The organism is Pseudomonas sp. HUK17, assembly GCF_001566765.1.
Map to the genome: position 1 here is coordinate 287,921 of NZ_LSMW01000012.1, position 12,667 is coordinate 300,587.

Genomic DNA, 12,667 nt, shown 5'->3' on the forward strand with positions numbered 1-12,667 from the left:
CGTGGCTGAGCTGAACATCGGCTACTACGCCCACCATCACGGCGCCGGCCATGTGACCCGTGCCCTGGCCATCGCCGCCGCTTTCGATGGCCCCCTGACCCTGTTCGGCAGTCGCCTGCCCGAACAGGTGGAGCTGCCCAACGTCCAGCTCTGCCCGCTGCCGCCCGACGTGGCCCCGGGTGTCGAGGGCGAAGCCTTCGCCTGCCTGCACTATGCGCCGCTGGGGGTGGCAGGGCTGCGCGAGCGCATGGGCCTGCTGGTGGACTGGTTTCGCCGCGCCTGGCCCTGTCTGCTGGTGGTCGACGTCTCGGTGGAGGTGGCACTGCTGGCCAGGCTGTGTGGTGTACCGACGATCTATCTGCGCCAGCGCGGCAACCGCTTCGATGCCGCCCACGAACTGGCCTATGCCAGTGCCAGCCGGTTGTTGGCACCCTATCCGGAACATCTGGAAGAACCCGCCACTCCAGCCATCTGGCGAGCCAAGACCTGCTATGCCGGCAGCCTGTCGCGCTATGCCGGGCAACGGCGCGACAGCCTGCGCGAGCCCGGCACGGTCACCGTCATCGCCGGCCATGGCGGCACCGCCTTCAGCCGCGCGCGACTGGTCGCCGCGGCGCGCGCCTGTCCCGCCTGGCGCTGGACGGTGCTGGGTCCGGTGGCGGAGGACGCCACCGTGGCACCGGCCAATCTAAGCTTTCTGGGCAGCGTCGCCGATCCCGCGCCCTGGCTGACCCGCGCCGAGCTGGTGGTCGGCTCGGCGGGTGACAGCCTGGTGGCGGAGCTGGCCGATTTGCGCTGTCGCTTCATCTGCCTGCCGGATGCCCGGCCCTTCGACGAGCAACTGTCCACCGGGCGCCTGCTGGCCATGCAGGGCCTGGCGCTCACCGGCGAAACCTGGCCCGCTGACGATGACTGGCCGGAGCTGCTGGCCAGGGCACGCGCGCTCGATCCCGAGCGCTGGGCGGCAGTAGGCGATGGCGAGGGCGCCCGGCGCGCCGCAGCCTGTATTCGAGAAGTCGCCCAGGAGGTGCTGACATGATTGTCCTGACCCTGGTCCATGGCCGCGAGCGGCAACTGGCCAACCTGATCCGCGGCCTGGAGCTGGCGCCGACCCCGCCCGCCGCCCTGGTGGTGGTGCAGATGAACGAGGCACCAAGCGCACTGCACAGCTCGCGCTTTCCGATCCAGGTACAGGCGGTCGAAGGCGACGGCATCCTGCCCCTGGCCGCCGCGCGCAATGCCGCCGTAGCCGCTGCACCCGGCGAGGCGCTGGTGTTTCTCGACGTGGACTGCATCCCCGCACCAGACCTGCTCGATGCCTATCGCCGGGCGCTGGCCGCGCGCCCCGACGCCCTGCACCAGGGCTTCGTCCACTACCTGCCGGCCGGCGTCGCGGAAGGTGACTGGACGCCGGAGGCGCTGCTCGCCTCGGGCGTCGTCCATCCCCTGCACCGGGATCGACCGAGCGGGGAGATGATTCCCCATCCGCTGTTCTGGTCGCTGAATTTCGCCTGCACGCGCGCCACCTTCAGCCGCATCGGCGGTTTCGACGAGGGCTATCGTGGCTATGGCGGCGAGGACACCGATTTCGCCTTTCGTGCACGTGACGCGGGGGTGCCCGTCTATCAGGCCGAGGCGCGCGCCTTCCACCAGTACCACCCGACCTATCACCCGCCGCTCAACCACTTCGCCAGTATCCTGGAGAATGCCCGGCGCTTTCAGGCGCGCTGGGGGCTCTGGCCCATGGAGGGCTGGTTGCGCGAATTCGCCGCCGCCGGCTTCATCCATTTCGATGAACGTCGCGGGATAGAGGAGCTCCGGGTGCCCACGGCCGCCGAGATCGCCGCCTGCCGGGATGCCTCCGGTTCCGGCTTCTGACGACGGCGCGCAACCAACCCGGCTGCCGCCACTCTGAAGGTAGGGCGGTCTGCAAAAGCCGCCGGGCGCAGGCCGTGCAGGCCCGCTCCAGGAATCCTTCGTGAGGAATGTTCGTCAGGAGCCGTTATGTCCTTGTTTGCCTTCAGCCTGCGCGGCATTTCGCCGTTCACCCTCGTCAAGCGTGCCGTCCAGGAATTCGTGGCCGACGACATGCCCACCTATGCGGCGGCGCTGGCCTACCAGATGCTGTTCTCGCTGTTTCCCTTCCTGCTGTTCCTGATCGCCCTGATCGGTTTCCTGCACCTGCCGGACTTCTTCACCTTCCTGCGCGAACAGGCCGCCTACCTGCTGCCGGTCACCGCGCTGGACACGGTCAACCCCATCATCGACCAGCTGCAGACGCAGAAGGGCGGCCTGCTGTCCTTCAGTATCATCGTTGCCCTCTGGTCCGCCTCGGGTGGCTTCCGCTCGCTGATGACCGCCATGAACAGCGCCTACGACGTGGTGGAAAGCCGCCCGGCCTGGAAGCGCATTCCCCTGTCGGTGCTGCACACCATCGGCCTTGCCGGGCTGCTGCTCAGCGCTGCCGCCCTCATGGTGCTGGGCCCCCAGGTGATGAACTGGCTGGCCGCCTATGTCGGGCTGGAAGACTATATGGTCACCCTCTGGGCGCTGATTCGCTGGCCGCTGGCCGTGGCCCTGCTGATGATCGCCGTGGCGGCGCTCTACTATGTCACCCCGGACGTGAAGCAGAGCTTTCGCTTCATCACCCCGGGCTCGGTGCTGGCAGTGGTGGTCTGGATCCTGGCGTCCCTGGGCTTTGGCTACTACGTGCAGAACTTCGCCAACTACAACGCCACCTACGGCAGCATCGGCGCCATCATCGTCTTGCTGCTGTACTTCTATCTGTCTTCGGCGGTGCTGCTGTTCGGCGCGGAGATCAATGCGGTGATCGAACACCACAGCGACGAAGGCAAGGAAAAGGGCGAGAAGAGCCCGGGCGACGGTGGGGTAGAAGCCGACGAAGAGATTCAGGCGGGTCAGGACGAGGGCGCCCAGCGAGAAGGCGTCCTGGGTGAGGCGCGGGTGGTGAAGCGCCCGAATGACCGAACCTGAGTGGTAGGGTGGATGACGGCGCCGCCTTATCCACCGTTCCCCTGCGGCCCTGATTGTGGAAAACGCCAGACGGTTTTCCCTTCCGCGGGTCTTGGCGTAGTGGCCATGGGCCGCGCCAGTATCGTAGGTTGGGCTGAGACGGCTTCCCCGTCGAAGCCCAACATGGCCAGCACCTTGAGGCGAGACCTGTCGGGCTTCGCTGTGCTCAACCCAACCTACGGCGACCCGTGACCACGATAGGTCAGCCGTCGGCAGGGTGGATAATGGCTTCAGCCTTATCCACCGCTCACACCTCGTCGACCCTGTGGAAAACCGTGCAAGGTCTCCACCAGAGGACGGACGAAAGAGGCCTTACTTCGCCTTGCCCTGATTGGCCACCGCGGCCATCTTGGCGGCGACCTCGTCCGGGTCGGCCAGGTAGTAGTGCTTGGTGGGCTTGAGGTCTTCGTCGAACTCGTACACCAGCGGCACGCCGTTGGGGATGTTGAGGCTGACGATGTCGCTGTCGGAGATGTTGTCCAGGTACTTGATCAAGGCACGCATGGAGTTGCCATGGGCGACCACCAGCACGCGCTGGCCACTGCGGATGGCCGGGGCCAGGACTTCGTTCCAGTAGGGCAGGACGCGTTCGACGCAATCCTTGAGGCACTCGGTGCGCGGCACCTGATCCAGCGACAGACCGGCATAGCGCGGATCGGCGGCCAGGGCCTGCTGCTCCTCGACGCTCTGCTCGGGCGGCGGTACGTCGTAGCTGCGGCGCCAGACCAGGACCTGCTCTTCACCGAACTTGGCAGCGGTCTCGGACTTGTTCAGACCGGTCAGGCCACCATAGTGACGTTCGTTGAGGCGCCAGTCGCTCACCACTGGCAGCCACATCTGGTCCATGCCTTCCTGCACGTGCCACAGGGTGCGCACGGCGCGCTTGAGCACCGAGACGTGGGCCACGTCGAAAAGGAAGCCGGCGTCCTTGAGTGCCTTGCCGCCCTCGTGGGCCTCGCGGATCCCCTGTTCGGTCAGATCCACATCCGCCCAGCCACTGAAGCGGTTTTCCAGGTTCCACGCCGACTGGCCATGGCGGATGAATACGACTTGCGACATGCGACCTCCATCTTGGGATTCATTGTTTGGCTCACGCCTACGCGAAGCTGTGCCAAACATACCGCAGATGGAGGCTGCCGGCATGGGCATCACGGAAACCGTGATGCGTCCGGCACTCGCAGGGAGCCTTAGGCCACCAGGGCGCGACGGGTACGGGCGATGACCCGCTCCAGGCCGTCGGCAGCGTTGTACTGCTCGGGGTAGAGGCGCTCGCTGCGACAGGCGACACCGCGCTCGTCGATCACGGTGAAACTGAAGCCGCCCTTGCGCGAAGCCGGGGTGGTGATGCATTGAAACGGCGCGAAGGCCGCTTGGAGGTGTTGCATGGCCGCAATGGCCTGATTTTGAATGTTCATCTAACTATCCTTGGGATCCACGCTCAGTCGGCGCGGTGAAATAACTCCAGCAACCTCGTACCCATAACGGCCGACGGCTGAATCTCTGGCTGGAGGAAGGCAGCGTGTGGGCGAGACGCCCAGGCATGCAGGTAAGTACTTGGGAAGGCAGGCAACCGGCCGGGCACGAGATTCAGAGGCCAGGGCGGCAGATCCTGAGCAATCGAGGGATCGATTCGATCCGGATGACGCTTATTTCGCGCTGCTACAAACGAGCGGAAAGGCGTCCAGCGATTGGGGTCAGCTTGGTACTAACCCGATCAAGCTAGCAGGATCGATGCCAGCCGCGCAAGCCCGCTGGTCGGCGATGGGCTTGATGGTCCTCAGGTCTGTACGAAAGGTCGCTGGGCGAAAATCAGGTGGTGTAACGACCACTAGGAGTGGAGACCTCGCAGAAGTGCGCGCCTGGGTCGAATGGCTGGACGAGGTGTTCGCCGCCGTCGCGCCGGCTTGGCTAAGGCGGTGAGATCATTCCGCGAGAAAGGCTGTAGCCGGGTACTGTCCGCAGGCGGTGGCCGTCAGGCCATGACGTTGCAGATAACGATCGACTCGCCAGCGACCCAGCGCATAGCCGAGATGGCGGGGCAGGTCGCCACTGCCGAAGAACCAGCGGGCATGGTCGTATGGTTGGTGCAGTTCGGCACTCAGGTCGTCCCAGTATCTGGCCATTTCCTGGGGGGCGGCCTGGGCATAGAAGGGCAGCTGGCCGGTCAATTCACCTTCGAACTGGCAGGCGAGGCCTTCACTGACCAAGACCTCGCCCAGTGTGGACCCGTAACCCGGACCGGCATGCCGCAGGCAGTGGTGCAATTCGTGGCCAAGCAGGGCGGTGAAGCTGTCAGGGAAGGCTTGCTGCAGGCGCGGGCTGTCGGGATCCAGGGTCAGAAAGACCCGCTCGGCGTCCGGGCTGTAGCCATTCAGACCCAACTCCGGGATCACCCAGGCGCCCGCCTGCACCACCACGTCGACCCGTTGCTCGGGCAGGTGCGCAGCGATACGGGGCAGGGCATCGGTGAAGGTCTTTTCCAGGATGGCACGCCAGGGGTCCAGGCGACCGCTGGCGTTGAGCAGATGTAGTACGCAGGTCATCCAGGCATCTCCGGAGCGCGGCCTGTCTTTATAGACGAAGTCGCGCCCCTTCGTTCGCTACTTGCCCGCTTCGCGCGGCTCTGGCTGACCGTGACCAAAGGCCTGGCCCAGGTCATCGCCCGAGGTGGCGCGGGTGTCATCGGTGCGCCACTTGGCGACATCGGCGGCGCTGACCGGGGCAGCGTCGTTGCCCCAGCTGGCGCGGATGAAGCTGACCACGTCGGCCACCTGGGCATCGTTCAGCCGCCAGCCGAACGGCGGCATGACGATCATCGAAGGTGCGCTGTGCAGGCCGGGCAGGGTGCCGCCCTTGAGCACGATGTTGATCAGCGAGCTGGCGTCGGCCATGCGCAGCACCGGATTGCCGGCCAATGCAGGGAAGACCCGGTCGTAGCCCTGGCCATCGGTGCGGTGGCAAGCGGCGCAGTTGTCCACATAGACCTGGGCGCCGCGGGCGCTGTCGTCACCCTTCCAGAGCGCTGCGGCGGCACGGCCATCGGGCTGGAAGGGCGCATCGTGCGGATCCTTGGGCGGCAAGGCCTTGAGATAGCGGGCGATGGCACGCAGGTCGGCGTCGCTCAGGTATTGCAGACTGTGCTGCACCACCTCGGTCATGCCACCGAACACGGCGCTGTCGGCGGAGCGACCGGTCTTGAGGAACTGCACCAGCTGGTCTTCGCTCCAGTTGCCCAGGCCATCGCGATGATCGCCACGCAGATTCTTGGCGATCCAGCCTTCCAGGGGTGCGCTGCCGGCCAGGAAGTCCTTGCCGTCGGCGGGCGAGAGGGCCTTTTCCTGCATGGTGAAAGCCCGGGGCGTGTGGCATGCGCCACAGTGGCCGAGGCCTTCCACCAGATAGGCGCCGCGCGCCACCACCGGGTCCTGGCTCGGGGCCGGCTGGAATTGCACCACCTCGGGGGCGAACAACTGGCGCCAGATCGCCAGGGGCCAGCGCATCGACAGCGGCCAGGGGATGTCGCTGTCGCGATTGGCCTGGGCGACCGGGGTGACCCCGTGCATGAAGTAGGCATAGAGGGCGCGCATGTCCGCCTCGGTCACCCGAGAATAGGAGGGGTAGGGCATGGCTGGGTAGAGGGTATGGCCCTCCTTGGCGATGCCCTGGCGGATGGCGGCGTCGAAGTCGGCGAAGCGGTAGTCGCCGATGCCGGTCTGCCGATCCGGGGTGATGTTGGTGGAATAGAGGGTGCCGATGGGCGTTTGCATGGGCAGGCCGCCGGCGAAGGGCTGGCCGCCCGGCGCCGTGTGGCAGGCCACGCAGTCGCCAGCGCGGGCCAGGTATTCGCCTTGCTTGACCAGCGCCGGATCGGCGTCTTCGGCGGCCTGGGCCGTCATGGCCAGGCCGGCGCCCAGCAGCAGGGTCGCGAGGGTACGGAAGATCATGGGCGCGCCTTTCATGCCTGCACCAGGGGGCCGGGGTTCTTCAGGTACTGCTCGCGGATGGCCCGCGCCGCCCAGTAGGTCAGGGCCGCCACCAGGCCGGTGGGGTTGTAGCCCAGGCCCTGGGGAAAGGCCGAGGCGCCCGGCACGAAGACGTTATGCACGTCCCAGCTCTGCAGGTAGCGATTGACCGCGCTGGTCTTGGGGTCGGTACCCATGATGGCGCCACCGTTGAGGTGGGTGGTCTGGTAGCTGGCGGTGTTGAAGTGCACGCCGAAATCCTTGACCGAGACGCTGATGTGCTCGGGATTCATGGCCTCGGCGATCTTCTTCATCTTGGCGGCCATGAAGCGGGTCATGCGGATGTCGTTGTCCTTCCAGTCGAAGGTCATGCGCAGCAGCGGCTGGCCATAGGCGTCCCGGTAGGTGGGGTCCAGATCCAGGTAGTTGTCACGATAGGACTGGTGCGCGCCATGGGCGTCCATCGACAGCTGGTGGTTGTAGTAGCCGGCCTGGGCCTTTTTCCAGGCACTGCCCCACTGCGGGGTGCCGGGTGGATTGGCTGCCCCGGCGATGGGCCGGGTGCCGGCCTGGTTGACCCACATGGGCGAGCCGCCGACGAAGCCGTGGGGGCCATGGTCGAAGTTGTCGGCGTTGAAGTCGTCCACCGCCACACCATTGCCACCGGCGCCGATGAAGGGATTGGTGTGGTGCTGGTCCTTGCGGAAGAAGGCCTTGATGGTGGCCATGTTCTGATAGGCGAAGTTACGCCCGACCACGCCCTCGCCGGTCTTGGGATCATAGGGCTGGCCGATGCCCGACAGCAGCATGAGGCGCACGTTGTTGAACTGGAAGGCGGCGAGGATGACGATGTCGGCCGGCTGTTCCAGCTCCTGGCCTTGGGCGTCCAGGTAGGTCACCCCGGTGGCCTTCTTGCCGGTGCTGTCCAGGTTCACCCGCAGCACATGGGCCTGGCTGCGCAGCTCGAAGCGCGGCTCCTGCTTGAGCGCCGGCAGGATGTTGAGATTCGGCGAGGCCTTGGAATACATGTAGCAGACGTAACCGCTGCAGTAGCCGCAGAAGTTGCAGGGGCCCATCTGGCACCCATAGGGGTTGGTGTAGGGCCCCGAGGTGTTGGCCGAGGGCAGGTTGTAGGGGTGATAACCCACGTCCCGCGCGGCCTTCTCGAACAGTTGCGCCGAGACGGTGTTCTTTTGCGCCGGCAGCGGGAAGTCGCTGGAGCGATCCGCGGCATAGGGGTTGCCGCCCTTGCCGTCGCCTACGACCTGGCCCTTGACGCTCCAGGCAGTGCCCGAGGTGCCGAACACCTTTTCGGCGAAGTCGAAGTAGGGCTCCAGCTCGCCGTAGCTGACGCCGAAGTCCTGGATGGTCATGCCGTCGGGGATGAATTTCTTGCCGTAGCGTTCTTCATAGTGGCTGCGCAGGCGCAGCTCCACCGGATCGACCCGGAAGTGCACGCCCGACCAGTGCAGGCCCGCGCCACCCACGCCATCGCCGGGCAGGAAGACGCCCAGCTGGCGGTTGGGCAGGGCGACGTCGTTGACGCTGTGGCGGATGGTGACGGTTTCCTTGGACACATCGACGAACAGCTTCTTGCGGATGCTGTAGGTGAGTTCGTCGATCACCTGGGGATAGGAGCCGTCGGGATAGGTGTCACGGTAGCTGCCGCGCTCCAGGGCCACCACGTCCAGGCCGGCCTCGGTCAGTTCCTTGGCCATGATGGCCCCCGTCCAGCCGAAGCCGACGATCACCACGTTCTTGCTGGGCAGTACCTTGGCCATCAACCGCGCTCCCCGCGAATGGAGACCGGGGGCAGCGGATAGCGTTCGTCACGCTCCACCCAGTCCATGAAGTCGGCGCGGGCGCCGGGGAAATTCACCAGTTTCCAGCCGACCAGTTCCTTGTTGCCGCCGTGCAGCGGATCGCAATAGAAGCCTTCCTTGGTGTTCTGCAGCAGCTGGGCGAAGAACAGCTTGGCTGGTACGCCGTCCAGGGCGGCGTCACCGCTTTCCAGGGCCTTGAAGGTTGCGTCCTGCTCGGCGGGTGCAAGCTCGGCAAATACCTTGCCGTGTTGCTGACGGGTCCAGCGGTCCACTGCAGCGATCCCCAGGCGATAGAGATCCTGGGGCACCAGGCGACTCTGGTAGCCCATCTCCGGTGCGGCATCGATGGCGAAGGGACCCTGCATGTACCAGAGGCCGCCGCGGGCATAGGCGGTCTGCATCTGCCGGTCGATGAATTCCGGCGCCCCGGCTTCCAGCGCGCCCGGGCCGAGTTCGTCCGCCGGAATCAGCCGGGCCACCGCAGCCTGTACGAAGGCCCACTCCTCGGCGGTGAAGAACACTGGCTGGTAGTGGTCGGCGCGCGGACTGCTGCCGGGCTTGTTTTCCGGCGTGGGCGCTGCGAGTGCCAGACCTGAGGTTGCACCGCCCGCCAGGGCGACCACGGGAATCAGGCTCAGGGACTTGCGCAGGAAGTCGCGACGGGCCGGGACGGAATCGTCTGCGGACATGATCAGGGTCTCATCAGGTGCCCGACGTGATCCGCAGGGCTTATGGTTAGCTAGCTAATATGTTGGAATATTACCAACATCTGTCCGCCACGGTTACATTTTGTCGCAGCTGTGCAGAGGCTTGGCAGCCATTCAAGTTCCCTTCACCCGTACGGCGATGCGCAAAAGCCTCTTTGTTGGCCTTTGAAGTCCTGATTTCGTCAGTCCGAGCAGCTGCGATGGACCTTTACCGTGAAAAGGATATTTCTTGAGGAGATCGAGGCCTTCGTGCTGCCTCGCCGGGTGGAGGCAGTAGCATCCTCGTCACAGGCGGTTACCTGAGGTTCCACCTTTGTCGGCACCATGATGGTGCAAGTTGCACAAAGTGATACCTAACGAAGCAAGATGGAAGCGCAGCGGCACACGAAAGAAATCGTTTTGCACATCAAATAGTTAGTGCAATAGCTAGGCAAAGTGCCGCTTTTTCGCGACTTTGCGCGAAGCGTTGCACCCTTTGAGTTCATTTTGTGCCGATTTCAGCGAGGGTGGCGCGCAAGTTGCACTTGGGAGGCTTTCCGTTGTCAGGTAACACCTTATGTCCAACGTAGAATGCAACCTCTCTCCGGCGCTCAAACCGCGCCATGTGACCATGTTGTCCATCGCTGGAGTGATCGGTGCCGGTCTGTTCGTCGGCTCCGGTCATGCCATCGCCGCTGCCGGCCCGGCCGTGCTGCTGGCCTACGCCCTGGCCGGCACCCTGGTGGTGCTGGTCATGCGCATGCTGGGTGAAATGGCGGTCGCCTCACCCGATACCGGCTCCTTCTCGTCCTATGCCCAACAGGGCATCGGCCGCTGGGCCGGCTTCACCATCGGCTGGCTGTACTGGTGGTTCTGGGTGCTGGTCATTCCACTGGAAGCCGTGGCTGCAGCCGCCATCCTCAATGCATGGTTCCCGGCCATCGCCACCTGGCAGTTCGCGCTGATCATCACCGGCATCCTGACCGTGACCAACCTGTTCAGCGTCGCCAAGTACGGCGAGTTCGAATTCTGGTTCGCCCTGCTCAAGGTCATCGCCATCGTCGCCTTCATCGCCCTGGGCGCGGCGGCGCTGGTCGGTGCTCTGCCCGGTCGCGAGGTCAGTGGCCTGAGCAATCTGATGGCCCATACCGGCGGTTTCATGCCCAATGGCTTTGGCGCGGTGCTGGGCGCCCTGCTGACCACCATGTTCAGTTTCATGGGCACCGAGATCGTCACCATCGCCGCGGCTGAATCCAAGGATCCGTCCCGGCAGATCAGCAAGGCCACCAACTCGGTGATTTGGCGGATCGCGCTGTTCTATCTGGTCTCCATCTTCCTGGTGGTGTCCATGGTGCCCTGGAACGACGCCCAGCTGCCGATCGTGGGGTCCTACCAGCGCGCCCTGGAAGTGCTGTCGATTCCCAATGCCAAGCTGATCGTCGACTGTGTGGTCCTGGTCGCCGTGGCCAGCTGCCTGAACTCGGCGCTCTACACCGCGTCGCGCATGCTCTACTCCCTGGCCCGCCGTGGCGATGCCCCGGCCAAGATGGGGCGTGCCTCCAGCGCTGGCGTGCCCCGTACGGCGGTGCTGGCCAGCACCGCCGTGGGTTTCCTGACCACCATCGCCAACTACACCATGCCCGAGGCGGTGTTCAGCTTCCTGCTGTCCACCTCCGGTGCCGTGGCCCTGCTGGTCTACCTGGTGATCGCCGTGACCCAGCTGCGCCTGAGACGCAAGCTGATGGCCCGTGGCGAGCGTCTGGAATTCCGTATGTGGCTGTTCCCCTGGCTGACCTGGGCGGTGATCGTCTTCATCGTCGGCGCCCTGACCGTGATGCTGTTCAGCGACGCCCACCGCTTCGAGATCCTGGCGACCGGTCTGCTGGCACTGGTGGTCGTGGCCATCGGTACCTGGGTGGGTCGGCGTCAGCCTGCCGCCCCGAGCCTGGCCGCTGCCGCGCGTTGACGGTGAGAGGCTTCCGGCGCCCACCGGGCGTCGGAAGCGCTCCTTTCTGGAGCATGACGGCGTTTCCAGGCTGGACAGTGGGTGCGGTAACAGGTAGAACAGCAGTCCTGTTTCGTTGGCCTTGGGCCAACTGTATAGCTCGAATTTCCGCGATGTTCCTTCTGGTAACCAATTTTTGCACTGCAATGGTGCAAAGCGTTACAGAATGACCCAAATTGCAGCAGTACAGTTGCAATTGTGTGCTGAGTGATCCGCGAACCTTTCCTTGTACTGTTACTGGTGGTAGCACTCGCCTGGCGAGACAATGGCGCCATTCGATGACCAGTACCCGTCACAAGCGGGAAGGAAAACCACCATGGAACGCACCTTCAGTTCCTCGCTGTACAACGCCAAGCCCAGCAACCGTGTGCCCGTTGCCCTGCGCGTTATCTCCACCCTGTCCACCTGGCAGCGTCGCATCGCCAGCCGTAACGAACTGGCTCGCCTGGACACCCGCATGCTGGCTGACGCCGGTATCACCGAGGCCCAGCGCTACCAGGAAATGCACAAGCCGTTCTGGCGCTGAGCCCGGCTGCTGCACAGTTTCCACAGACCCCGCTTCGGCGGGGTTTGTTTTGTCTGCGTCTCGAACGCCAGGCAGCAAAAAGCCCCGGCATGCCGGGGCTTTTTGTTACCGCCAGAAAGCTTGGCTTACTGCATGTTGTTCTGGTTGCGCGCGTCGACCTTGTTGGGTTTCTCGCTCTTGAAGGGGACTTCGGCACCACCATCAGCACCGCCCTTGACGGTGGTCTTGCCCGGTACGGCTTCGGTAGCCGAACCATTGACGGCCGTGGCGCTCTTGGAGGTTTCGGCCGCGAAGACACCCGTGGCCATCGACAGCATCACAGCAGCGGTAGAGGTGATCAGCAGCTTTTTCATGAGTTCGGCCTCGTCGAAGTAAACCTGGGAATCTGGTTGGGCCCGTTCCAGTGGAGAGACGGGCATCAGCTGCGAACGGGCAGGTCCACAGCGCTCGTTGTAGTTGACTGCGCCCTGGAATGCCGGGTTCCAGGGCATTTGTGAACATTTGTGGGCAAGTTGCCGCTCTGGTACCGACCATTTGCGCAGGTGGCCCCGCCGTAGCGCTTCCCAAGCAGCGCCCAGCGCCGGACAATTCGTCGGACGAACCCCCCGCGCCGCCTGTGGTCAGTTCGCAGA

12 protein-coding genes are annotated in these 12,667 nt (G+C 64.8%); 5 read left to right on the forward strand and 7 right to left on the reverse strand.

The features are described from left to right. Window position 1 precedes the first annotated feature (1 nt). The 3 genes from AX284_RS08285 (at window position 2) to AX284_RS08295 (ending at window position 2,994) form a co-directional block, all read left to right on the forward strand. The gene (locus AX284_RS08285; RefSeq protein ID WP_093253266.1) at window positions 2-1,039 is read left to right on the forward strand and encodes a hypothetical protein; all 1,038 of its coding nucleotides are present in this window, start codon (window positions 2-4) and stop codon (window positions 1,037-1,039) included. After that, window positions 1,036-1,878, forward strand: coding sequence for a glycosyltransferase family 2 protein (locus tag AX284_RS08290; protein ID WP_068384589.1), 843 nt, complete (start codon window positions 1,036-1,038; stop codon window positions 1,876-1,878). Before AX284_RS08285 ends, AX284_RS08290 begins: the two co-directional genes overlap by 4 nt. 126 nt (window positions 1,879-2,004) lie before the next feature. After that, window positions 2,005-2,994 (forward strand): YihY/virulence factor BrkB family protein, encoded by a 990-nt coding sequence (locus AX284_RS08295; RefSeq protein WP_068384591.1) that lies wholly within the window; start codon window positions 2,005-2,007, stop codon window positions 2,992-2,994. A 351-nt stretch (window positions 2,995-3,345) separates the two neighbouring features. On the opposite strand, the gene gpmA is transcribed toward AX284_RS08295, so the two are convergent. From gpmA to AX284_RS08325, 6 genes are all read right to left on the reverse strand, one after another. Next, window positions 3,346-4,092 carry a 2,3-diphosphoglycerate-dependent phosphoglycerate mutase gene (gene gpmA / locus AX284_RS08300; RefSeq protein WP_064307752.1) on the reverse strand — a complete coding sequence of 249 codons (747 nt, stop codon included), beginning with the start codon at window positions 4,090-4,092 and terminating at the stop codon, window positions 3,346-3,348. Between the two features lie 128 nt (window positions 4,093-4,220). Further along, the gene (locus AX284_RS08305) at window positions 4,221-4,448 is read right to left on the reverse strand and encodes a hypothetical protein (protein ID WP_017639323.1); all 228 of its coding nucleotides are present in this window, start codon (window positions 4,446-4,448) and stop codon (window positions 4,221-4,223) included. A gap of 507 nt (window positions 4,449-4,955) precedes the next feature. Next, window positions 4,956-5,576, reverse strand: coding sequence for a DUF2268 domain-containing putative Zn-dependent protease (locus AX284_RS08310; RefSeq protein WP_068384593.1), 621 nt, complete (start codon window positions 5,574-5,576; stop codon window positions 4,956-4,958). A 57-nt stretch (window positions 5,577-5,633) separates the two neighbouring features. Next, window positions 5,634-6,977, reverse strand: coding sequence for a c-type cytochrome (locus AX284_RS08315; protein WP_068384756.1), 1,344 nt, complete (start codon window positions 6,975-6,977; stop codon window positions 5,634-5,636). Window positions 6,978-6,988: 11 nt separating this feature from the next. Further along, window positions 6,989-8,776: a GMC family oxidoreductase gene (locus tag AX284_RS08320; protein ID WP_068384595.1), complete on the reverse strand. Its 1,788-nt coding sequence runs from the start codon at window positions 8,774-8,776 to the stop codon at window positions 6,989-6,991. Further along, window positions 8,776-9,507, reverse strand: a complete 732-nt coding sequence (locus AX284_RS08325) for a gluconate 2-dehydrogenase subunit 3 family protein (protein WP_068384598.1) — start codon at window positions 9,505-9,507, stop codon at window positions 8,776-8,778. The genes AX284_RS08320 and AX284_RS08325 overlap by 1 nt, the downstream gene beginning before the upstream one ends. Window positions 9,508-10,081: 574 nt before the next feature. Between AX284_RS08325 and gabP the strand changes: the two genes are divergently transcribed. Continuing rightward, window positions 10,082-11,470, forward strand: coding sequence for a GABA permease (gene gabP, locus AX284_RS08330; protein WP_017639328.1), 1,389 nt, complete (start codon window positions 10,082-10,084; stop codon window positions 11,468-11,470). Window positions 11,471-11,825: 355 nt separating this feature from the next. Beyond that, window positions 11,826-12,035, forward strand: coding sequence for a DUF1127 domain-containing protein (locus AX284_RS08335; protein ID WP_017639329.1), 210 nt, complete (start codon window positions 11,826-11,828; stop codon window positions 12,033-12,035). 125 nt (window positions 12,036-12,160) lie between these two features. Here the strand turns inward: AX284_RS08335 and AX284_RS08340 are convergent, their stop codons facing one another. Continuing rightward, window positions 12,161-12,388: a hypothetical protein gene (locus tag AX284_RS08340; RefSeq protein WP_143075250.1), complete on the reverse strand. Its 228-nt coding sequence runs from the start codon at window positions 12,386-12,388 to the stop codon at window positions 12,161-12,163. Window positions 12,389-12,667: the final 279 nt, after the last annotated feature.